19 protein-coding genes are annotated in these 23,350 nt (G+C 66.1%); 16 read left to right on the top strand and 3 right to left on the bottom strand.

The annotated features are described in order from the left end of the window. Positions 1-25: 25 nt before the first annotated feature. From IDT60_RS20315 to IDT60_RS20255, 13 genes are all read left to right on the top strand, one after another. Positions 26-3,202, top strand: coding sequence for a hypothetical protein (locus IDT60_RS20315; protein WP_191082325.1), 3,177 nt, complete (start codon positions 26-28; stop codon positions 3,200-3,202). 519 nt (positions 3,203-3,721) lie between these two features. Continuing rightward, entirely contained in the window at positions 3,722-5,536 is a 1,815-nt protein-coding gene (locus IDT60_RS20310) for a PD-(D/E)XK nuclease family protein (RefSeq protein WP_191082324.1), read from the top strand. 51 nt (positions 5,537-5,587) lie between these two features. Then, a complete protein-coding gene (locus IDT60_RS20305; protein WP_191082323.1) occupies positions 5,588-6,109 on the top strand; it encodes a hypothetical protein in 522 nt (173 codons plus the stop codon). Between the two features lie 115 nt (positions 6,110-6,224). Further along, the gene (locus IDT60_RS20300) at positions 6,225-6,848 is read left to right on the top strand and encodes a hypothetical protein (protein ID WP_191082322.1); all 624 of its coding nucleotides are present in this window, start codon (positions 6,225-6,227) and stop codon (positions 6,846-6,848) included. Between the two features lie 21 nt (positions 6,849-6,869). Further along, complete coding sequence (locus IDT60_RS20295; RefSeq protein WP_191082321.1) at positions 6,870-8,003, top strand: hypothetical protein; 1,134 nt, start codon at positions 6,870-6,872, stop codon at positions 8,001-8,003. A gap of 2 nt (positions 8,004-8,005) precedes the next feature. Beyond that, complete coding sequence (locus IDT60_RS20290) at positions 8,006-10,462, top strand: ATP-binding protein (protein ID WP_191082320.1); 2,457 nt, start codon at positions 8,006-8,008, stop codon at positions 10,460-10,462. 118 nt (positions 10,463-10,580) lie between these two features. Continuing rightward, positions 10,581-11,774, top strand: coding sequence for a hypothetical protein (locus IDT60_RS20285; RefSeq protein ID WP_223884050.1), 1,194 nt, complete (start codon positions 10,581-10,583; stop codon positions 11,772-11,774). Next, entirely contained in the window at positions 11,771-12,217 is a 447-nt protein-coding gene (locus IDT60_RS20280) for a hypothetical protein (protein ID WP_191082318.1), read from the top strand. Before IDT60_RS20285 ends, IDT60_RS20280 begins: the two co-directional genes overlap by 4 nt. Before the next feature lie 160 nt (positions 12,218-12,377). Next, positions 12,378-14,630, top strand: a complete 2,253-nt coding sequence (locus IDT60_RS20275) for an ATP-dependent DNA helicase (RefSeq protein WP_191082317.1) — start codon at positions 12,378-12,380, stop codon at positions 14,628-14,630. Positions 14,631-14,714: 84 nt separating this feature from the next. Then, positions 14,715-15,101, top strand: coding sequence for a glutaredoxin family protein (locus IDT60_RS20270; RefSeq protein WP_191082316.1), 387 nt, complete (start codon positions 14,715-14,717; stop codon positions 15,099-15,101). 224 nt (positions 15,102-15,325) lie between these two features. Then, positions 15,326-16,117, top strand: coding sequence for a helicase associated domain-containing protein (locus IDT60_RS20265; protein WP_191082315.1), 792 nt, complete (start codon positions 15,326-15,328; stop codon positions 16,115-16,117). Further along, a complete protein-coding gene (locus IDT60_RS20260) occupies positions 16,114-16,575 on the top strand; it encodes a hypothetical protein (protein WP_191082314.1) in 462 nt (153 codons plus the stop codon). Before IDT60_RS20265 ends, IDT60_RS20260 begins: the two co-directional genes overlap by 4 nt. Positions 16,576-16,591: 16 nt before the next feature. Next, positions 16,592-17,716: a site-specific DNA-methyltransferase gene (locus IDT60_RS20255; RefSeq protein WP_191082313.1), complete on the top strand. Its 1,125-nt coding sequence runs from the start codon at positions 16,592-16,594 to the stop codon at positions 17,714-17,716. Here IDT60_RS20255 and IDT60_RS20250 read toward each other — a convergent pair. Together IDT60_RS20250 and IDT60_RS20245 are read right to left on the bottom strand one after the other, a co-directional pair. Continuing rightward, positions 17,713-18,342, bottom strand: coding sequence for a DUF6036 family nucleotidyltransferase (locus tag IDT60_RS20250; RefSeq protein ID WP_191082312.1), 630 nt, complete (start codon positions 18,340-18,342; stop codon positions 17,713-17,715). The genes IDT60_RS20255 and IDT60_RS20250 overlap by 4 nt on opposite strands. Continuing rightward, positions 18,329-18,877, bottom strand: a complete 549-nt coding sequence (locus IDT60_RS20245; RefSeq protein WP_191082311.1) for a helix-turn-helix domain-containing protein — start codon at positions 18,875-18,877, stop codon at positions 18,329-18,331. The genes IDT60_RS20250 and IDT60_RS20245 overlap by 14 nt, the downstream gene beginning before the upstream one ends. A 170-nt stretch (positions 18,878-19,047) precedes the next feature. Here IDT60_RS20245 and IDT60_RS20240 point away from each other — a divergent pair, with 170 nt between their 5' ends. From IDT60_RS20240 to IDT60_RS20230, 3 genes are all read left to right on the top strand, one after another. Beyond that, positions 19,048-19,332 carry a hypothetical protein gene (locus tag IDT60_RS20240; protein ID WP_191082310.1) on the top strand — a complete coding sequence of 95 codons (285 nt, stop codon included), beginning with the start codon at positions 19,048-19,050 and terminating at the stop codon, positions 19,330-19,332. 46 nt (positions 19,333-19,378) lie between these two features. Beyond that, positions 19,379-21,673: a DEAD/DEAH box helicase gene (locus IDT60_RS20235; protein WP_191082309.1), complete on the top strand. Its 2,295-nt coding sequence runs from the start codon at positions 19,379-19,381 to the stop codon at positions 21,671-21,673. A gap of 61 nt (positions 21,674-21,734) precedes the next feature. Then, positions 21,735-22,229 carry a hypothetical protein gene (locus IDT60_RS20230; RefSeq protein WP_191082308.1) on the top strand — a complete coding sequence of 165 codons (495 nt, stop codon included), beginning with the start codon at positions 21,735-21,737 and terminating at the stop codon, positions 22,227-22,229. Positions 22,230-22,232: 3 nt separating this feature from the next. Here the strand turns inward: IDT60_RS20230 and IDT60_RS20225 are convergent, their stop codons facing one another. Then, positions 22,233-23,000, bottom strand: coding sequence for a DUF2637 domain-containing protein (locus tag IDT60_RS20225; RefSeq protein WP_191082307.1), 768 nt, complete (start codon positions 22,998-23,000; stop codon positions 22,233-22,235). Positions 23,001-23,350 lie beyond the last annotated feature (350 nt).

Genomic DNA, 23,350 nt, shown 5'->3' with positions numbered 1-23,350 from the left:
TGGCCCATGGTGCATAGAAAAGGCCATGGACAACGACACCACCACAGCACAGCAGGGTGCCGGACACGATTCCGGCACCCTGTCCTCATCTGCGGCCACCCCGCCCGCTCCTCCCGCACCGCCTGCCGGCGACGCTATGGAGTTCATGAGCGCCCCGGACTACCCGCCATCGCTGCCGTCCTGGGCAGCCCGCGACTACGCCGCCTTCATCACCGGCTCCGGCGCCGCGAAACTGGCAGACTCCGGTGTCGCCCCGCTGGTCGCCGCCGCCCGCGGCTACAAGCGTCTGGACGAGACGAACTACGCCACCGAGGCGAAGATCATGAACGTCGGCCCCGCCCGCAGCCAGAAAGGCCAGCCGGCACGGCTCAAGCGCACCCTGGCCGCACACGGCAAGGACGGCATGCAGATGCCCTGGTACTCCGTCGCCGACATCCAGATCGCCAACCGTGACAAGACCCTGGCCAAGCCGTTCACCTACCAGGTCCGCCCCGGCGTGCCGGAGCTGAACGAGCACGAAAAGCCGATCAAGTACGAGTTCATCGCCTCCGCCGGAACGCCCCTGGACCTGCACCCGGGCACCCCGGTCAACTGGATCGACAGCACCCCCGTGGTCATGTTCGCCGAAGGGCTGCTCAAGGGCGACGCCGCGCTCTCGGCCTACCTGCACGCCAACGGTGTGCCCTACGACCAGCTGGCCTACGACCCGCGCGACGGGGACCCCTCCGACAGGCTGCGCGAGATGCTGAACGCGATCCCCGAGGAAAAGCGCATCCTGATCCTGTCCATCGCCGGTATCTGGAACACCCACCAGAACCCGATCGACTGGCGCGAAATCCAGCTCAAGGGCCGGGAGGCGTGGATCGCCTTCGACGCCGACACGGGCATCAACCCGCACGTGCACGCCGCTGCCTTCAAGCTCTCCGAATCGCTGGAAACCAAGTCCAAGATGGAACCGGTCATGTTCCTCTCCCCGGTTGTCCCCAGCGACGACGACGGGACCCTCGCCAAGGCCGGCATCGACGACTACCTGGCCAAGCACGGCACCTGGGACATGCTCCTGCTGGGCCTGAAAGCCAGCCTGCCCGACGCCCCGCCGCGCTCGGACAACGAATACAACGGCGCCGTCCGGGTCTCCAAGGACGGGTTCACCGTCGAGGAATGCACCGCGGTAAACGACGGCCCCGGCGGCACCATCGGCTCCTACAAGTGGACCAAGATTGTCGACCTCGGCGGACGCATCAAGACGATGGAAACCCGCCGCCAGCCCACCGACGACGAGCTGCGCACCGGCATCTTCGACCCCAACGTGCAGGCCCATGACATTGACGATGCCATCGTCGAAATCGAGGTCGCCTGGACCCTGGGCGGCAAGGATGACAAGGGCATCATCGTCGGGCCCAAGACCATCCTGCACTTCACCCCGGCCGACTGGGTCCGGCAGAAGGCCATCATCCCCGACAACATCCTGTGCCACCCGGCCTGGCCGCCGCGCGCGGCCAAGGGTGAGTCCTGGCTGGCTGCCCTGAAGACGCACCGCACCGCCGAGACGGTCCAGCGGACCCGCTGGCAGCAGATGGGCTGGGTGCCGGTCGAAGGTTCCGACCCGGTGTTCATCGTCGGCAGCCAGGTGATCGGTGAAGCCACCGAGGGCGCCACCGTTTCCGGGGTCGGCACGGGTGAGATCCCTGTCGCGGACATGTTCGGCGTCGGCGTCAGCAAGGTCGGCGACGACCTGGACGATGAGACGGTCCGTGAATCGATCCGTCAGGACTTCCGCGACGTCGTGGGCACCTACATCACTGCAGGTGCCTGGAAGGACCGCTCCACCGCGGCCCTGGTGCTGGCCGGCGCCCTGCGCCCGACCATCCCGCTGCGGCCCCGCTCCACCATCTACCTGTGGGGTCCCAAGGGCAAGGGCAAGTCCTGGAGCGCCAAGGCGATGATGTACTTCTGGGCCAAGAACCTGTCCACCTGGCAGGACCAGCTGCCCGGCTCGGCCAAGGACACGGTCGCGTACATCGAAACCTGTGTCTCCCGGACCCCGATCTGGGTGGTCGATGACCTGGCCCCGTCGCCGATCAAGCGTCAGGCCGAAGCCGAGGACGGCAAGCTGGCCGACCTGACCCGGTCCATCTTCAACAACGCCACCAAGGGCCGCATGAACGCGGACATGAGCGCCCGGAAGGTCAACAAGCCGATCGCCCAGCTGATCATCACGGCCGAGAACGAGCTGACCACCCCGTCGGCGAAGGAGCGCCTGATCCCGGCGTACATCGGCCACGGCAAGCTGGCGGCGTCCCGTGTCCCCACGGATGCCATCAACGACCTGGCCAAGGAGCGCGGCGTGCCGGCACGGTTCACCGGGCACCTGATCCGCTTCATCCGCCAGACGGCGATCAGCACCCCCGGCGGCTGGGCGACTTTCTTCACCCGCATGGAGGAGCTGCGCACCGGAATCCAGTCCTCCACCGAGGCGATCATGAAGGAAATGGGCACCTCCACCGGCTCACTGGAACGCACGTCGTCCCTGGCCGCTGACGTACTGCTCACCTTCGAGATCCTGCGCCTGTTCGCCGACGAGCTGGAGATGGAGGATGAGTTCCTGGACCTGTTCTCCCTCAAGGACGGCCTGGGCCGGGACATCATCTCCCTGGTCTCCTCCGCCCACGCGGAGAACGCCAAGTCCTCGCCCGGCACCTCCCTGGTCCGTGCCCTGTCGGCGCTGCTGGCCTCCGGCGGTGCGCACGTGGTCAACGCCGATGACCCCTCTGTGGCGCCCATCGAGGGCACCGACGACTCCGGGGCCATGGCCAACCACCGCCTGGGCTGGTCCGTCGGCTCCGGCTCGGACGGCAAGCTCAAAGCCAACGGGCCTTCCATCGGGACGGTCGTGACGAAGAACGGGGAGAAGATCATCCTGTTCGACGTCGAGACCGCATTCTCCAAGGCACAGACGGCCTACCCGACCCTGATCCAGCACGGCCAGGGCACCGGCTCTGCCTGGGCCTCGATCTGGGATGAGAACCTCAACCCGTCCTCGATCACCCGCCAGGTGAACAGCCGCGGAGCCCTGGTCAACACGGTCCGGTTCTCGGTCGGGACCGGGGCCGGCAGGATGCGCCCGACGGGTGTTCCGATCCCGGTGGACACCATCCTCGGCGGCGGGGTCAATGACCACGAAGACGACATCGTGGACTAAGGCCCTGGACGGCCCTGTGCCGGACTGAAAGCCCCGTCGCGCCCCACGGTGCGGCGGGACTTTTGCGTGCCCTGGAGGCGGGCAGGCAGCAGCCGGAGCGGGGACAGCGGGACGCCGGTGCCCGCCGGGAAGGTGCCGGGAACAGCAGCAGGGCCCTTTTGGGCTGTTTTTCGGTGATTCTGACCGACCATGGCGACCAGATGGCGACCACCTGGTCGCCCATAAAATTCCGCGCCAGCACTGGGAAGCAGGGCCCTTATATATATATGACCGATCAAACCGATCAGTTAACTACTACTACATATAGGGATCCTCGTTCTTCCCCATTACATGCCTTCTCTCCTATAGGCATACCTCCCACTGGTCGGTCTGGTCGCCCATCGCCCAAATTTCGCGTCAGCACTGGGAAGCAGCGGTGGTCATTGGGTCGGTCACTGGTCGGTCACGATGGCCATTGCTGATCGGGCCAAAACGCGCAAAAAGTGACACCCGTCGGGGCCTGGGACGCATAGAAACCATATGACCAACCACACGCCACTGCTCCACGACAAGCTTGCCTGGGACGGGAAAACCCTCGTCGTCACCGGTGAGAACCTTGTCGAAAAGAAGCTGAGGCGTAAGGCCCTCTCAGCCTCCACCTCCAAGTCGATGCAGTCCTGCGCCGCCCGCTGGGTGGGGGAGCGGCTGCTGCGCTCCGAGGAGGAGAACCCGTTCGACCCGGCACCGCTGGGAACGTCCGCCCACGCCGTCCTGGAAGACCTGTTCGACATCGACCAGTACGACCCCTCGATGCGCACCCTGGAAACCGCCGCGGCCATCGTGGAGCGCAACGCCGACACCCTCTGGGCCGACAACCCGGATGCGCCGGACAACGTCCGCGCCGAGACGCTGATCAACCGCTACCGCTGGAAGCAGGAAGTCCGCACCGCCTACGAGGGCCTGTGGACCATCGAGGATCCCAGCTCCATCAACGTCTGGGGCCGGGAGCTGCAGATCGACGGGCTGACCATCAACACCGTCCCGAGCAACGGGTTCATCGACCGCGTCCGGGAGGGCGTCGCCGACTACGGCCGGTTCAAGGGCCAGGAGGGCCTGATCGCCGAGGACTACAAGTCCGGCAAGGTCCCCTCCACCTACAACCTCCGCTTCGGCGACGATCATGGTGACCAGCTGCGCGTCTACGCAGCGGCCCTGGAAGCGAAGACCGGGGAGAAGGCCGTCGGCGCCTACGTGCTCTACACGAAGTTCGGTGAGAAGCGTGAGGTGGACCTGTCCGAGAAGGCGATGGCGAAGACCCTCAAAACCTTCAAGCTCTCCTGGGACCGGCACAACAAGTACATGAAGAACGCCTCGTTCCCTACCAAGGTCTCTGCCCTGTGCGGCTGGTGCCCGCTGGTGAACGCCTGCCCGGTCGCCAAGGCCGAAGGCAAGGAAGCCAAGATCGAGGGCCTGCTTTCGGCCACCGACCTGGGCATCCCGTCCCTGCGTCCCGGCGCCGCTGCAGCACCCTCCGTGCCGCTGCCGGACAGCCAGATCGACGAGGACGACAACCTGGTCCTGTTCGCCCCTGACCTGTCCAAAATCTCCGACGAAGACCTCGCCGCCGCGGAGAGGGAAGGCAACCGCGCCGCACACATGTATGCCAGGGGGATGACCCCGAAAACCGAGTCCTCAGAGGATGAAATGACTTTTACCGAAGAACCGAAGCCGTGGGTTGAAACTGTCAACGGCGAACTGAACCCGAACTCCTACGCCTCCACCGCCGCGTTCGGCACCGCATCACTGGCCCTGGACGAACTGACCAAGGCAGGCATTGAACCCAAGGGCTCGCTGGTGAACGCCCTGAACTTCACGTTCCTGTCCATCGTCGCTGAGGCCCAGTACCACTGGACCGGCTCCCGCTCCACACAGGACGGTGCCAACACCCGCCTGCGCGGTGTGTTCCGCTCGGTGCTCCAGTCCCTGCCCCTGCCCTTTGGCGAGGATGAAGCAGCCTGGGATGCCTGGGCCGAAGCCGCCCTGCGACGCACCAAGGCACTGACCTCGGTGGCGCTGAAAGGTTACGGCGAGGAAGCCCCGGAGCGCCCATGGGCCGCACTGGCCGGTGTCGCCCCCGCTGAAGCCGTGAAGGCTCCTGCCAAGCGTGCCCCGCGCGGTGCCAAGGCCGAACCTGCCAAGGAAGAAGCCCCCGCCCCGGCCGAAGCTCCTGCGAAGGAAGAGGCTCCCGCCGAGGAGGTCGCCACCGTGACCCCGATCAAGGCCGAGAAGAACGCTGACAGCGCCGGAGCCGAAGAGGCATGGCTCTTCCCTGACGACGACGAATCAGCGGCCTAGCAAGCCCCCACCCCCACCCGGCACCACCCTCTCCAAGAAAGCAGGACCCCTTTGAGCATCGACACCGCTACCCGCAACAACATCATCCTCGGCGCCGTCAGCATGACCGGCCCCGTGGGTGACTCGTCCTCCGAATGGGACACCCGGCTGATCGCCAACGCCAAGCGTCTCACCACGCTGCTGTCCGACGGCTCCAACGTCGCACGGACGATCCAGATCCTGGACGAGGCGAAGAAGTTCGTCGGCACCATCGTCTACGTCGGCAAGGAAAAGACCTCCAAGCGCGGCTTCGTGGTCATCAAGACCGGCACCGACCGTGACGAGCACGGCCTCGAAACGGTCCGCACCGAGATCGTCGAAGGCAACGATTCCGTCACCGCCTTCGCCAAGGACCTGCGCGAGAACATGATCGGCCACCGCGTCCTGCTGTACGTGGAAATGCAGGTCGGCAAGACGCCGGACAAGAAGTTCCGCATCCTCCAGCACGTGGACGACCTGGGCGAGGACACCTCGATCACAGACGAGGACCTCGAAAACGGCCGGGCACGCGCCGCCAAGGACATGAAGCGCTAAACCCGCCCCGCCAGAGCCCCTGTCACCCCGCGTGGCAGGGGCTCTTCCGCGTTTCGGCCCGTCACCGGAAATCTACGCATGTTCAGCGGCGACCCTAAGAGAAGGAGCACCACCCGTGTCAGCCCCGACATACGAGCCCATCACCTACCCTTCCCACCAGGACGAAGCCACGCACCACGAGCCCGACCACGAGGTTGAGCGCGAGAACGACAGCTACGCGCTGGACCTGGACGACCAGGCAGGAAACGACGCCGAAGAAGACGCCGGCAGCGCAGAGGAGAACGCCGCCACCGGTGAGTCCAAGGCCCGCAACCAGGCCAAGGCGAACCGCGCCGTGATCCGCAAGACCGCCGCGAAGGCCATCGAGGTCAACGCCGCCCCCGAAAGCACCCGCGTCCTGGCAGCGACCCTGCTGGGCTGCTCGGCCGACCCGGTCGACCTGGCCACCGCGATCATGTCCGCGCCCCGCGCCTCCGGCACCGCCGTGGCCGACCTGGACGAAATCTCCGTGGCCATCAAGGACGCCCCGTGGGAGGCCGGCGTCACCGCCACCGCCCTGGAGCGCGGCCGCCAGAAGGACGTCTGGGCCCTGCTTCACACCCTGGACGCCGTCGGCACCCCGACTCCGCCGCAGGCCGTCGCCAAGGCAGGCCTGGCCCTCGTGAAGGCCATCGCGTCCCTCTCCGATGAATCCAAGCGCGATCTCGCTGACGCCGGCGAGCTCATCAAGCGCTCCTAAGCTCCACCCCGGAAGGCAATCATGGCAAGGAAGAACCGCAAGAACGAGAGCGCTTCGGCGCTGGGCTGGCTTGAGAACCCCGAGGAGCTGCCCCGCGCCGACATCGAGCTGAAAGACCGCGCCGCCAAGCGGCAGAAGCTCTACCGGAACAGCATTCTTGGCATCGTCTTTGTCGCCTTCCCGCTGTCGGCACTGTGCAACATCGCCGTCGTGCCCAAGGTCCTGGACGCCAAGCCGGCTGCAGTCGCCCAGCAGAGCCCGCTGACTTCCGAAACGAAGCCGGCGGCAATGCTGGCGGTGCAGACCTGGCTGGCCCAGACCCCCTCACCGCTGCCCGGCGGCCAGCTGCTCTCCTGGGACGGCGTGGACATCCAGGTCGAACCCGAGGTCACCGTGAACCCGGACAACAACCAGACCACCGAGAAGCAGGGCCTGCAGCTGCATCACATGACGGTCGCTGCCGCCACCGGACAGGTCTTCGACACGACCGTGCAGGTCGGATTCTCCAAGGTCCGCGGCGCCCAGGTCATCGGCCAGCCGGCACTGATCCCCAGGGCCCCGGACGACAAAGCCCAGTGGCCGAACCTTACGTCCTGGCCGAACCTGGCCAAGGTCAGCCCCTCGGACCCGGTCATCCAGTCCGTCAACGCCTGGGTGGAGGCCTTCAGCTCCGGCAACCCGGACAAGCTGCGCCTGGCTGTCGGGGACACGGCCGACAACCGCTCCTACGTGCCGCTGAGCAAGGTCACCGCGACTTCCGTTCAGGTCACCGACGCCGGCGCCCGGCTCGACCCGCAGGCCGACACCTCCACCAAGCCCACTGACGTCGTCGCGCGGGTCACCTTCGCCGTGCAGTGGCAGGGCCAGGTCCTCGGACGCACCGAGACCCCGTCCAAGGTCAGTTACGACGTGCTGATCAAGAAGGCCGACACGGCAGCCCCCGTGGTTGTCGCCTGGGGCGGCGTTGGCACCGGGGAATCCCTGACCGAGTACATGAACGCCGTCGATGGCCGCAAGATCACCTCCGAAGGGGTGGATAAGGCCGTCACCGCTGAGTCCCAGGCAGCCGCCCCCGCGGCGCCGGCCCCGGCAGCTTCCCCGTCTTCCATCCCGACCCTGGGCACCGCCCCGCAGGCCCCGAGCGCAGGAGAGTAGTCATGCCCCCCGCCAACACCACCGCACCATCCGTCTCCACGATGGTGCGCACCAAGCTCTCCGACGGCCGGCTGCTCGGCATCGGGGGCGACATGTGGATCGTCCGCAAACTGCCGCTGGAACCGGTCGCGGACGCCAAGTCCGTCGAGGAACGCATGAACGTGTACATGCCCCTCATGGCCGCCTACGAAGAGCTGGCAGCGATGGCCACCACCACCGGCAACCGCCGCTCCATGTCCCGGTCCTCCTACCGCCAGCACCAGCTGCTGCTGGTCAACGTGGCCAAGCTCTACAACCCGTCCGGCCACAAGATCGCCGGGTTCCTCAAGGAATCCTTCCCGACCCAGGTCACCGAGAAGCGCATCGCCCTGCTCGCGGTGCGCCTGGTCGCCAAGGTGGGCTCCAACGGCGGCTGGCAGAAGGCCCTGGACTCCGTGGTCGAAACACTGGTCAGCGGCGGCACACCGCTGAGCGACTTCGACGACGACTACCGCAAGGTCGACGCCGCACTGGCCCGCTCCGGCCTCTCCACCCCCACGGCGCAGGAACTGTCGATGGCCAACTCCTGGTGGAACCAGGGCGAGTTCCCCGACACGGTGGACCTGCCGCACTCGGACCACCTGCACATCTTCGCCGACACCAAGGCCGTGCGCATGGCCAACGACGCCGGCCGGGAAGACTGCACCAAGTGGCCGAGGATCCCCAAGCACCGGTCCCTGACCTTTGCGACTCTGGAAGACTTCAACTTCGAGTTTGAGTCCTCCGAGTCGACCGCCGCGCACTGGGCCACCGGCCTTGTCGAGGACGGCGCCGTCGCGATCTCCATCCGCGGGAGCATCGAGCCCGCCAAGGTCACCCGCGCCGAGCTGCGCCGCCAGCGCAAGCGCTACATGGACGACATCAACGAACGCCACAAGAACAACAAGATGGAGGATGCCCGGCAGGAGGAGATGCTGGCCACCCTCGAGGCGGTCGAGAACGTCTACGCCAACGGCGGTTCGCCCACCCTGGTGGACGCCTCGGTGCTCGTCGCGTTCGACGGCGAGATCGAAGACATCACCCAGGCCGGTCCCCGGTCCGCGGCCAACCTGCGGATCATGAACTTCCGGCAGCGCCAGGCCCTGGCCGAGATGATGCTCTGCTCAGGGGTCCGGGCCAACCCGAACCTGCACGACCTGCCCATCCAGACCGTGGCATGCTCCGGGATCCAGTCCCTGTCCACCGTCGGTGACAAGGACGGCGCCCTGCTCGGTTTCACCGAACGCGACAGCCAGCCCGCCTACGAGTCCCCGACGGCAGCCTCCTCCGGCGACGCGGCCCCGATCTTCGTCAACCTGGGCGCCACCGGCTCGGGCAAGACCATGGTGCTGCTCTGGAAGGCGATCCAGTTCGCCAAGCTCGGCGGGCCCCAGGTGATCATCGACCCCAAGACCGGGTCTGACCACTCACCGACGGTCCTCGGCCACGGCGGCCAGGTCGCGTCCCTGGATGACCTGAAGGAAGCCGACGGCATCTTCGACCCGCTGCGCTTCTCCCACAACCCCACCGTGGGTGTGGAACTGGCGGTGTCCATGCTCGCCTCCATCGACCCGTGGGGCGGCAAAGCGAGGGAGTTCGAGGTCCACCTGTACACGGCCCTGTCCTACGGGGTCTCCAAGGGTGCCACCTGTGTCGGCCAGGCCCTCCTGATCGCCAAAGAGGACGGCAAGGCCACGCCCGCGCTGGTCGATCCGATCTTCGACCTGGCCAACACCTCGCCACTGTTCCGTGCCTGTGTCGGCGTGGACCCGCACACCAAGGCGCTGTCCATCAACGAGGGCATCACCCTGATCAAGGTCGGCAACACCCACCTGGATCTGCCCGAACCCGGGGCCATGGCCTCGGCCTCGGTGATGCAGAAGGTGTCCCTCGCCCTGGTCCGCATGATGGTGTTCGGTTCTGCCATGGCCCTCACCGGCCGCGGCGGCGCCATCCACCTTGACGAGGCCTGGGTCTTCCTGGGCGCCGGCAAGGCCGAGGTTGAGCGTCTCGGCCGTCTGGCCCGGTCCCAGCAGGTGCTCCCTGAGCTCTACACCCAGCGTGCCTCCGACCCGCTGAAGGCTGGCCTGGCCGGCTACATCTCCCGCGGACTCATCCTGCCCATCGAGGACAAGGACGAGGCCCGGGCGGCGCTGGAGCTGTTCAAGCTCCAGGCCACGGATGAGCGGCTCAACCGCATCACCGGCAAGGCCATGCTCGGCGAAGGCGGCACCGTGGCGCCGAACTGGAGCTCGATGCGGGCCCTGCGCGACCCGGTCTCCAAGAAGGTCCTGCGCGGCACGGTCGGGTACTACTCCGACCTGGCCGGCCGGTGTGTTCCGGTCCAGATCGTCCTGCCGCCGGCGTTCCTGAAGCTGGCCTCGACCAACGCCGACGACCTGAACGAGCGCAAGCAGGAACTGCTGCTGGCGGCCGTCTGACCCTTCAGCCCGGCGTGTCGGGGCAACACGCCGGGCTGAAGCTACCCACACGATGAGTGACATAGTTCACAGCAATTTGCTGTGCACTTTTCCTGCCGGGGCCGCACACATAAGGAGCGTGCAAACACTCCAGACCTCCGACACCGACACATACTGCCGGGAGATCCTCCAGCGCTACGCGGACGGACAGCTCTCCGACATCGATACCCGCAAGGCCCTCGCAGACGCCCTCCACCGCTCCGGCATCGCCGCCACCGTCGCCGGTGAGAAGCCGTACACCAGCCATCAGCAGCTCGTGGACGTCACCGCCGAGATGGAAGAGCTCATGGTCGTTAAGATGATGCAGCAGACCAAGGGCGGCTACGACCTGCAGCGCGGACTGGACGGCGCCTCCGTCACCGGCTGGGCCCGCCAGCTGCTCCGCGTCGCCAGGAACTCCATCTCCCGCAACCTGCGCACCGGAACCGACAAGTACGACCTCGTTGAGCCGATCGTTTCGGTCGTCAACGACGAGATCCGGTTCCGCTCCCGCGCCAGCATGGTCTTCCACACCCAGACCCGTGAAGAATCAGCCGAAATGATCGAGGCCGCCGACGCCGGGCAGCGCATGCTCGTCGCCGCCGACTGGCTCAGCGCCCGCAAGCGCCACCTGCGCGACAACTCCCGCCTGGAAGCACAGGCTGCGTCCCTTACCCACGCCTACGACATTCCTGCCCTGGACCGTCCCCGGCTCGAAGAACGCCGCCGCCTTTCGGCGCTGCTCACCGAAGACCCGTCCCTGGCCCACCGGTCCGTCACTGAGATGTACCGCCTCGTTGGCGGCGACGCCGACCAGATCACCAGCCCGGTGGACCCCGGTTTCCTGCCGCTGTGGGATGACTTCGCCTACAACAACCTCGAAGCCATCGCCACCACCGACCCCAAGGTCGCCCTGACCCTGGTCGAGGCCGTCCTCGCCGACCGGGTCCGCCCGTCCCGCACCACCCTGCGCTCCTTCCGTGCCGCAGTGAAGTCCATGGGCCCGCCCCGGAACTGGTCACGGGTCGCTGACGAGGTCTGCGAATCGTTCATCGCCCTGGAATTCGAGGCGTATTCCTCGTTCGACAGCACCGGCTCCGAGTACCGCGAACAGCGGATCGCCGGCCGCAGCATCGCCGTGATGAAGGCCCCGGAGGTCTTCGCCCGCGCCCTGAAGCACAAGGGCCAGCGCCTCGGGACGACCGAGCAGGCCCTGTACGCCCAGCTGGACCAGCTGATCCGCAACCTCACCGACGTCGAGGTGAAGGCCCCGGCATCGGCCGCCGCAGCATGAGCACCGAAACGCCCGCCCCGAGCACGTTCATGGGCCGCCTGCGCGCCTTCAACTGGAAGACCCCGGGCCTCTGGGTCGCCGTCTCAGCGGTCGCCTACCTTCACGCGCAGTTTCTCTTCATCGCCCCGTACACCAGCGAGACGATCTCTTGGCTGCTGCCGCTGCTGCTGGCACTGCCCGGCCTGCTCACCATGATCCTGCTGAAGAACGGCTTCCGCCGCTGGTACCGGTGGGCGGCCATCTGCCTGCTGTTCACCACCACCTTCACCGACTCCGCCGTCGCCGTCCTGGCCGTCGGAGAAGCCTGGGCGCTGCACCGCCAGTGGGTGGTTGAGCGCGAAGGCCCGCTGTTCCGCTTCGGCAAACTCCAGGCGGCCCCTGAGGAGGCCCCGAAGCCCTCCACCGGCACTTCCGGCCGTCAACGGAAACCCAAGACCGCGTAGGGCCTGCACAACCCTGCGTATGGGGCGGATGTCGGATCCGCCCGGGCCCGCCACGGGATCACCTGTGGCGGGCCTACCTGTCTGTACCACCCGCACCCTGCACCTCCCTGGCCCTCGCGCCGGTGACGGCCGTGGGGACCCTGAACGCATAGAGGACACCATGATGATCCGCGCACTGACCGAAGCCGTCCGCGTCGCCACCGGCATCCCGGACGCCGAGCCGCGGCCCGGCCAGAAGGCCATGACGGAGGCCATCGAGCACGCCATCAACACCACCGGGCACACAATCGCCGTCGCCCCCACCGGGGTGGGCAAGTCCCTGGCCCTGCTGGCGCCGGCCATGATCGCCGCCGCCGAACTGGGCCAGCGCACCATCCTCAGCACCGAATCCCTGTCCCTGCTGGGTCAGATCATGGACAAGGACGCCCCGGATGCCGCCGAAGCCTGCGAGAAAGTCACCGGCACCCGGCCGGAGGTGGCCATGCTGAAAGGCTTCGCCAACTACGTCTGCCTGCAGGCCGTCCGCGACACCACCGAAGCGGTCACCGGAACCGAAGGACAACGACTGAGCTTCAAAGCCCTCTCCGCCCGGCTGGACAAGCTCCCCAAATCCCGCCGGCCCCTGGTCGACGGACGCCCCTTCGACGTCATCAACGGCATCCCGCTGCTGCAATGGGCGCTGGGCCTGGACAAGGACGCCGCCGGCGACAAGCAGACCTACACCGGGAACCTCACCCCGGAGCTGTGGGACATGATCTCCGTCGGCCCGTCCGAATGCATCGGCGACTCCTGCCCGGTCTATGACCTGTGCAAGCCCCGTGCCGCCCGCGCCAAGGCCGCCGAAGCGGACATCGTGGTGACCAACCACTCGATGCTCGCCGTCCAGGCCGCCAAGGGTGTCCCGGTCATCGTCGGGAACAAGACCCTCGGCGAATTCCACATCATCATGATCGACGAGGCCCACACCCTGCCCTCGAACGTCCGCAACGCCGGCGCCTGCGAGGTCTCGGCCGCGACCGTGACGTCCCTGGCCAAAGGCATCAGCCGGGTGCTGGACGATCTGGACCCGGCGGTGGACAAGCTCATCAAAGAGGGCATGGCCCTGGGCATCGAGCTGAACACCGAACTGGAAGGCTACGCCCGCGGCACCCGCAAGGGCGAAGTCCACAAGGTCAAGGAGGACCAGGACCCGGTCGAGGCGACCGGCGACATGCTGATCGCCTGGGCCAAGTCGGTCAAGAACGGTCTCGAAAAGGCCACCGACTCGAACAACACCCAGATCCGCATCAAGGCCAAGCGGCTCAACGGCAGGCTCGACAGCTTCATCGCCAACGTCTCCTCCGTGAAGCTGCACAAGGTCGGCACCGCCCGCTGGATCGAGGAGAAGGAGCCCGGCCTCAACAGCAAGAACCAGATGCCGTACTGGGCTGCCAACGCCTCCCCGGTCAACATCGGCGGTCTCCTGCAGTCGAACCTGTGGACCGCCCCGGTCATGCCCGACGAGGAGGACCCGGTCACCGTCGCCATGCGCGAGGCAGGGGAGCCGGCCGAACCTGAAGAGGTCGAAACCTACCCGATGACGGTCATCGCCGTCTCGGCCACCCTGCCGGCCCGGTTCGGCTACCAGGCCGGGATGACGGCGGACAACATCGCCTACGCGTCCCCGTTCGATGACGCCTACGGAGCGTCAATGCTCTACATCCCCAAGCCCGCCGGCGCCGAGATCCAGGAGCTCTACCCTGGCTGGGCACCGGGACGCCGCGGCAAGTTCGACACCAAGCTCCACCAGGCCTGGGCGGCGAGGAAGAACGTCGAGCTCGTCGAAGCCAACGCCGGGGCCGCCCTGGTGCTGTCTGCGAACTCCACTGCCGGCAAGGCCTACGCGGAGGCACTCCGCCGGGCCGCCAAGGGCCGCTGGAAGGTCTACTCCCAGTGGGACGGGATCGCCACCCGCCAGCTCATCAACGCCTGGCGCGACGACGAATCCTCCGTCCTGGTCGGCACCAAGTCGCTTATGACGGGCGTGGACGCCAAGGGGCGCACCTGCTCCCTGGTCACCATCGACCGGGTCCCGCGCGCCTCCGGCAACCCCGTGGACGACGCCCGCGCCGAGGCCCTGATGGAGGCCATGATGATCGACAAGTGGGCCGCGGACCGGATGGTGTACGCCTCCGACGCCGCGCTGCTCATGGAACAGGCCGTCGGCCGTCTCATCAGGTCTGTCTCCGACTACGGTTTGGTCGGCCTGCTGGATCCACGGATGCTCAAGACCGGTCCGGTCTCCTATCCGGAACCGACCAGGGCGATCTACAAGAAGGCCGTCACCCGGTTCACCAAGGTCACCACCAAGCAATCCGAGGCCGAGGAGTTCCTGCACCGGATCTCTGCCGGCTCCGTACTGGTCGCTGCCTGACACATTCGCAGCAGCGCCGCACACAGGATATTTACCCGCACCACCCAACCGAACACCACCACCAACGCCAGAAAGGCAACCACCATGACCGCATCAGTCCTCGAAGCCCCCGCCAACACTTCCGCAGGCTCCGACTTCACCCTCGAGATCTACTCCAAGCCCGCCTGCGTCCAGTGCGGCGCCGCCCACCGCAAGGCCAGGAAGAACGGCATCGTCTTCGTTGACGCCCGCCTGCACGAGGACAACGAGCTGAACCAGGAAGCCGTACGGGAACTCGGCATCAGCCTCGGCGTCGCCTCAGCGCCTCTGTGCATCATCCGCGCCGCCGACGGCACCATCACCGACTCCTGGGGTGGGTTCAACCCGGGCAAGATGGATGAGTGGGCCGACCGCCTGCCGATGACCCCCGAAGCGGCCGCCAAGAAGGCAGCCGAAATCGCCGCGGCATCCACCGAGCTCCTCGCCGCGTAGGCAGCTCGACCCAAGGCCCGACCCCACCCCGGGGCCGGGCCTTTCTCATGTCCCGGGAACCCCTGCTGACCTGCGGTAATACAACGGCCGCCCGTCGCGGCCACGGCTGCATAGTAAGTAATGTGAACGTACAGACTTATGCAGTGACCCTGGGGGCGGGTCCGACCCGAAAGGCCGGAACGGCAGTGCCAGACGCATGGACGGGGGCAGCCCGCAGGGTTGTGATGTTCGTTCGCACCCACAACCGTCTGCCGGAGCCTGGATCCTACGGCCATGAGACCGTTCTGCACGAGTGGCTCCGGGGACAACGGAGGGCCGCGCAGCAGCGCCGCCTGGACGTTGACAAGATGGAGAAGCTGGACCGGGACATTCCCGGCTGGCGGCTCTCCCACGAGGACCGCTGGAAGCTCCAGCTCTCCGCCCTGGCGTTGAGCATGCGCACCGGCGACCCGCTGGATGAAAACCTCAGGAACTGGCTCCTGGCACAACGCCGCGCTGAAGCCGAGGGCACCCTGAAGCAGGAGCGCCGCGAAGCCTTGGACCGGGACGTCCCCGGCTGGCAGGAAGACAGCGACCACCAGTGGCGCTCCCGCGCCGAAGACCTGGCCGACTACGTCGACCTGAACCGCGGCACCCCGCCCTACGAGGCAGGGGAATCCGAGACCGCGGTGCTCTACCGGTGGATGAATTACCAGCGGTTCCTGGCTCGGTCCGGCAAGCTGCCCAAGAAGCGCCTGGACTGGCTGAACAAGAACGTCCCTGACTGGCTGCCGGCCGACAGCGGACGCGACGGCGCATGGTCCGCCATGGCGGACAGGATCGTGGCCTTCATCGCGGAACACGAACGTTGGCCGGTGCCGTCCAAGGAGGACGAGCGCCAGATGGCACGGTGGCTGGGCACCCAGCGTGCAGTCCACCGCAAAGGCAAGCTGGCTGCACCGCGTCTCGCCTGGCTGAACGCCAAACTGCCGGGCTGGAACTGCCCCCTGCGCAGGCGCAGCGGCGGTGCCGGGTGAGCGGCCAGGACGAACGCCGCATCATTGCCGCCATCGCCGAATTTCACCTCGACAGGGGTACCTGGCCGTCCCCGGCGGCCGCCTCCGCCTACGAACGCTCCCTGGGTGTCTGGCTGCACACCCAGCGCGTCGGAGCCGCCCGCGGCACCCTTGACCCGTTCCGCCTCGAAGTCCTGGACTACGAGATCCCCGGCTGGCAGGTCACCGCCGAGGAAGCCTGGCTGAACCATGCCCGCGAGGCCTCCAGTTTCCTGCTGCTGCACGGCCGCCAGCCGGAGCCGGCCGCCCCGGAAACCCGTGAGCGGCTGGTCGCCACCTGGCTGCGGACCATGCAGTCCCTGGAGCGCCTCGGAGCACTGCGGCCTGACCGGGCAACCTGGCTTGACGAGCACTGCCCGGGCTGGCGCAGCAACGAAAAACCGGTCTTTCCCGAGCGGAAAGGCCCGTCGCGAGTGTAGCCGCATAGAAGAGTGCATGAACCTTCTGCTCAATGCCTCTGCCGACATCGCCCTCGCTGACTCCCAGCTGCACAACACCGTCAAAATGGCCTACCTGGACCCGCCCTACAACACCGGCCGGAAGTTCGCCCAGTACAGCGACTCGTCCCCCGTGAAGGACTGGCTGGCCATGCTGGAGCGGACTCTCACGGGGGTGCGGGCCACGCTCACCGAGGATGGAAGTGTCTTCGTCCACCTGGACGACAAATACATCCACCGCGTCCGCTGCGTCATGGATGACGTCTTCGGCGAACAGAACTACATCGGCACGATGATTTGGGAGAAGAAGAACCGGGCCTCGTACCTGCACGCCCAGCTCGCCGACGTCACCGACCACATCCTTATCTACGCCAAGGACAAGTCCAAGATGGCACCCCTGGTCCACTCCGCCACCGCCGTCGGCAAACGGATCCCGGTCCACAACAAGGGCAACAAGCCCTCCGTCCTCGAATTCCCGGCCGGCTCCATGACCTTCAACTTCAGCGACCGCACCGTCCCGGCCGGGGAGATGAACACCCCGACGATTGAATCGGCCCTGCTCGATGACCTCATCGTTGAGAACGGCACCAACAAGAACGCCTTCCGCATGTCCGGCCCGTTCCGCTACGGCCAGGACGCCGTCACCAAGATGGGGGAGACCCCGGGTGCTTTCATCGCCCCGAAGCCGCTGCTGCGCCCGTCCTTCCTCTCCACCGAAGCCAAAGGCAAGGTTCTGACCAACCTGCAGTCGTTCCGCGTCAACGGATCGCCGACTAACGAGGACGCCCGCGCCGAGTCCGAGCTGATCTTCGGCACCGAGAAGGGCGACGACTTCGACACCCCCAAGCCCGAGGCGCTGCTGGAACGGCTCATTGCCGCAGCCACCCAGCCTGGTGACCGCGTCCTGGACTGCTTCGCCGGCTCCGGGACCACCCTGGCCGTCGCCCAGAAGATGGGCCGCGCCTGGACCGGTGTCGAGCTCAGCCCCAAGACCATTAGCAATTTCATCCAGCCACGCCTGGACGGCATCCTGGCCGGCACAGACCCGCTGCCCCTGGACGGCTACACGGCCAGCGCGCAGGCGTACACGGTCAGCACTCCTGAGTACGCGGCCGCTGCCTAGGGGCTTATGTCGGGATCGCTGCCGGTGGGGCCCGCGGGTCGGCGGGAGTCGCGCGGATTGGCAAAGTTCGCGAGCCAGGTCGCTGACTCGCGCTGCCGGTACTCCAGAGCTTCCAGGGGTTGATCGGTTACCACGGCGTGAATGTCGATGGAGGCCACCCTCTCTGCGAGGACAACGGGATCGATGAACCGGCCGTCGATGAGGGCACGGACAAACTCAAAATCCTTGGGGCGCCACGCCATGAGTTTTGCTGCGCAAAGGTCATGTGGATCCAGGCAGAGGCCTGTGGCGTTGTCTGTTTCTTCGCCGCGGACCATGACGAGCCGGTATTTCCAATCCGGGGGAAGAATGGCGGTCTGCTTCTCGACACCCTCTATGTAGAAGCCATTTTCTCTGTGAAAGTCGGAAAGCTCCCCGGCGACGAAGCTGATCCGGTCGGTAAGTTCTTGGGCTCCTTCATCCCGCATGGGTGCGATGTCCACTTCGGTGGACATGGTCACAGCGGTCGGCAGCTGGTCCTCGGTGTAGGAGCCGAGAATCGACTGACTTCCGATAATGACGACCTGGTCGTGCTGGATAATCCGTGTCGCCTGACGAATGGCAAGCTCAAGCTCATCTCGCCGCAAGGAGCTGAGCCTTCTTCATCGCGACCATGCGCTCAGTATTGTCGAGGGCGCCGGCGAAGGGGCTGATCTGCCGCATGTCGCGTCCTTCATCGGTGTCCTTGAGCATCTCCTGCTCGATCTCATCCACCGACAGTTCCAGGATTTCCTCCCACCGGTTCAGCCAGCCCTCAGCGATCGCTGCCCTCGGTGTTTCACGCATCTTTTGGATGTTCGACTTGGCGATGCTGCGCAGCCGCTCGGGCTGCTCGTGGAACTTTGCAGCCAGGAGAACGTGGAGCTCGTAAGGGAAGCGCTCTTCCCTCCTTGCTGTCGCCGGGTGCCGGGCAATGGCTGTCGCAAGGGAAGTCTGAATGACGGACGGACTGGTGCCGAGGCGCGCTGCAATTCCCCGCACAGAGAGACCTGCCGCCTTCAGCGCAAGTATCGCCTCCTGCCGGCGCCGGGCAGCTGACAACAGTGCTTCACGGGCGGATTCGGTTTCCGCAGCGAGCTCCTTGGCTTCTTTGACCAGTCGACCAATCAGCTCTTCGTCCATACCTGTATGGTACCCCCGCACAGGCGAGGCCAGCCAACACTTTTCAGGCGTTATCACGTCAGGAATTATCCAAAAATCACTAATGAAATCATCCGTAAACGGGCACTCCCATATGTCTTTCCGTACACATAGAAGTCAGGAAATCATCCCCCTTTATCTAGGAGAAATTCGTGGACGTTTGGATTGAATCAGCCGCTGGAAATCTGCTCAATGCATCGTCCGTGAACAACATCAAAGTCTCCGAGTCCACCCCGGGCGGCACCTGGGAAGTGGCCGCAGGGACTGACGCGAAAACCGCCCCCTTCGCCACCGGCCTGCCCAGCAGGGACGCCGCACGCAAGGTCCGCAACTCCCTCGCAGTGACCATGGCAAAAGCCGCGCATGCCGACGCAGTCCAGATGATCACCTGGTGCTCCATCACCGAGGCCGTCAGCACCGAAGAGCTGGACGCGTGAGCCAGGCAGAACCGGCCGTCGGGGCCCAGCCCGCATAGAAAACCACATGGCCCCTCTTACAGCCGTGCTGACCGGCACGTTCCGCAACCCCGAGCTGCGCTTCGAGTTCGGATGGGGCGCCACGCTTCCTAACGGCAAGCCCGCCCAGGATTGGGTCAAGAAGCTTCCCGGCCGCCGCTTCGACCGCACGGAGAAGACCTGGTACATCACCGGCACCGGCATCCACCCGGACAAGTTCTTCGCCAAGCACAGGATCCCGGTCGACTTCTCCGAAGCCACCGGCGATCTGGCAGACCTGGACTCCCTGGAATCCCTCTGGCGTCCGATGCTGCAGCGCTCCAAGCGATACCCGCATATGGTCTTCGTCCGGCCGCGGCTGGCCGGCTTCGAGAAGATGAGCACCATCCTTGGCCCGGGCGCCATCTGGGACAAGACCCGCCAGCGCTTCAACGTCATGCTCTCCGACCTCATCACCGACGACGGGGAAGCCAAGAGGGGCCTGGAACTCGACCCGCTCACCTACGAGGCCGCCGTCCAAAGCCGCCAGCTGGAGAACATCCCGCAGAACGTGCGGGACGCCGCCCGCGAACTCGCCTGCTCCACCGGTGTCGACGGCGACGTCCAGGACGAGGTCTCGCCGCGAACGCAGGAACTCATCGACATCATCGCCGCCCACACCGGGTACCTGCCCAAATGGTTCGGCCTCGCGCTGTACCCCTTCCAGGTTGCCGGCGCCTATGCGATCGCCGGTGGACACAGGGCACTCACGGACGCACCTGGCCTTGGCAAAACGCGCCAGGCCCTGGCCGCGGCCGCCATCAAGCGCTCCCGGCGCACCGTCATCGTCGTTCCGCCCCTGGTGGTGGAGAACTGGTGCCGCGAAGCGTACGCCGCCCTCGGACCCGGCCTGCAGCGGATCCAGCCCAAGGTGGATCCCGCTCCGCCGGCACCGCCGAAGAAGACCAAGTCCCGCGCCAAGAAGCCGGTCCGGCCGCCCAAGAAGCCTGACTTCCCGGACTACATCGTGCCCATCCGCGCCGGCAAGAAGGTTCCGCCGTTCCCTGAAGCCGGGGTTGTTGTGGTCGCCGACTCCCTCCTGGGTTCCCGCCCCGAGCTTGTCGACCAGCTGGTCGAATGGGCACCCCAGGCTGCCCTCTTCGACGAGGTCCACCGCTCCCGGACCTGGGCCGGCCAGCGCGCCACGGCCAACCGCAACCTCGCCTGCGCGATCGACGCCCTCCGCCTGCCGATGACCGGCACCCCGTTCCTGCAGAACCCCGCCGAAGGCGTGAACATGCTCGCCATCGCCGGCCTCCTGGACCCGGTGTTCGGCGGTGCCTCCAAGTTCATGGAGACGTACACCAAGCAGAACCACTTCGGCGCCTTCCTGCCAAACCGCAAGATGCTGCCCCAACTGGAAGAGGTCCTGACCAAGCACTGCTGGGTCCGCCGCAACAAGGCCGACGTCCTCAAGCAGCTGCCGCCCAAGCTGCGCACCACCCGTTACGTCGAAATCGACCCGCGCGGGTTCAAGGCCGCCCACGACACCCTGTACGAGAAAGTCACAGAGTGGATCGAGGAGCAGTACGCCCTGGGTCTCCGGATCGACCAGGAAGCGATCAAGACGTTCGCCCGGACCCGGGTTGACCTCATCACGCCGTTGCGCGCGGCCGCCGGCGTCGCCAAGGTCCCGGCCGCCATCGAGATCATCTCCGACTGGATGGAAGCCACCACCGAGGTCCGCAACGGCAAGAAGGTCTACACCCGGCCGTTGACCGTGTGGGTGCACCACCAGCCGGTCATGCAGGCCCTGATCGAGGCCGTAGAGAAGGCCGGGATCGCCGACGCCGGCTTCATCGACGGGGGAGTGCCCCAGCACAAGCGCCAGGCCGTGGCTGACAAGCTGCAGAACGGCGAGATCGGTGTCATCTTCTGCTCCATCGGCGCAGCAGGGTTCGGGATCACCCTGACGGCCAGCGCTGACACTATCTTCATCGAGACCGACTGGACGCCGGCAAACATCAGCCAGGCCGAGGACCGCAATAACCGCATCGGCCAGCAGAACGTCTGCATGGTGACCACCCTGCTCGCCACCAACACCCTGGACGCCCACATGCGGGCGATCCTGCGGAACAAGGGCAAGGATCTGGACGTCATGATGCCCGGCGCTGACAACAACGTCACCAAGATGACCTCAGTCCTGAACGAGCAGACCAACGCCTACGAGGCCATCACCCCGGAAGACCTGGAGATGGAGAAGAAGTTCAAGTCCCTGGGCGACATCATCGAGGACATCGCGGTGGACATCCTGGACGCCCGCGGCTACGAGCTGGCTGCCTGATGAGCGGGATGGACTTCGCCGCACACATAGCTGCCATGAGCATCACCACGGATCCGCGCTGATGGCAGCACTTGCCGTCAAAGACGAATATCAGGGACTGGCCGCTGCGGTCAGTCTCGGCATCACCGTGCTCAAAAGGTGCAAGCAGAACACCTGGGCGGAACTGACCGCCGCCATGTCAGAGGCCGACCCCATCGTGGTGAAGGCCTTCAAGGTCCTGGACCTCGACGACGACCAGCTGGAGCTGATCGCAGCCCACCAGCCCGAGCTGGGCCTGCTGCGAATCGCACCGGCTGCCACTCACGTGATCTGCCCGGCCTGCGGAACCTTCATCCTCAGCAGCGACACTGCACCGACCCGCTGCCTCGTCACCCCGGGCTGCAGCGGCAAGCCGGCAAAGATCGCCGCGGCCGTCAATGCGAAGAAGCCCGTCGAGGAGCCGGAGTCCCCGGAAGCGGAGCCAGCCTCTGCCCCGGACAGCGAGACGCAGCCCGAGCCAGCAGCGAAGCCTGCCGCCAAGAAACCCGTCATCGACCTCGACGACGACTTCGACTAACCCCTACCTGGCCGGGACCGCCTCCTGCGCCTCAGCCAAAACACGGGCAACCGTCGTCTTCGAAACCCCCAGCCGCGAGGCTATCGCCCGCTGGCTCAGCTTGTCCTTTTCGGCCAGTTCCCGGATCGCCTGAGGGTCCACTTCGGCACGCTTTTTCGGGGTGGTCCGCAAGTGGTCCTTTGAGGTGGTCCAGGGGTGGTCCTTTTGGTGGTCCATACCCGGTCCATCCAGTGGTCCTTTTACTGGTCCATTTGAAGTGGACAGCTGGTCCACCGGGTGGTCCTTTTCGCCGATGAGGACCATTTTCTTCGCTGCGCGACGCCGGCGCTGGGCGATCGAACCGTACACCGGAGCGACTGCCAGCTTGACCGTCGTCTCGGTGGCGAAGAAGAGGCTGATCGGCATGATCGAGGCCAGGAAGGCACCGAAGATGACGCTCCCGTTCAGTTCGGCGATGACGCCTCCTGGCGCCAGGACGTGGGCGGCGTTTGCGGCGACGGAGACGGCCGTGAAGAAGCCGACAGCGACCCAGGAAAGGGTCGTGGATTCCCCGCGAGCCCTTTGAACACTGGCCGCAACGGCATAAACGAGGATTGTGGCGTCCACGACGATGGGCACCAGCCAGCGGAGCTGCTCGGGGATGCCAGCCCATGCCGCGGCCTGGATCAACCCCAGGAACGAGAGGGTGAAGCTGGCCACCGCCAGCACCGCCACCAGTCCCAGCGACACAAGCATCATCGTCCTGCCGTCGGGCTCAATACGTGCGCTCACAGCTGTCCTTCCTGCTCTCTGACCACGGTCGGGCCGTCCTGGATGCCCAGTGTAGAGGTGGTCCACGACATCGGAAGGACCACGCAAAAGGACCAGCAGCGGTTTTGAAATGGACCACTAAAAGGACCACCATGGACCACCCCGGTGGACCAGCAAAAGGACCATCTGTGGACCACCCTTTTGGACCACCCGGAGAGGGGTAGTTCCAACCCCCTCTGAAGTGGGCCCGCCGGACCCCATTCCCGGGCTTCCCCGAGGTGGATTCCGGCGCCCATCGGGCCACCTCCAAAACTGGTTAGAAAAAAGTTTGCCCAGGTCTGCGCGTTTTTGAAATCAGCCGCACACAGACG

Source organism: Pseudarthrobacter sp. BIM B-2242 (genome assembly GCF_014764445.1).
Classification (GTDB): domain Bacteria; phylum Actinomycetota; class Actinomycetes; order Actinomycetales; family Micrococcaceae; genus Arthrobacter; species Arthrobacter luteus_A.
The sequence above is the reverse complement of the archived record's forward strand: the minus strand, read 5'-3'. Positions and strand labels throughout refer to the sequence as shown.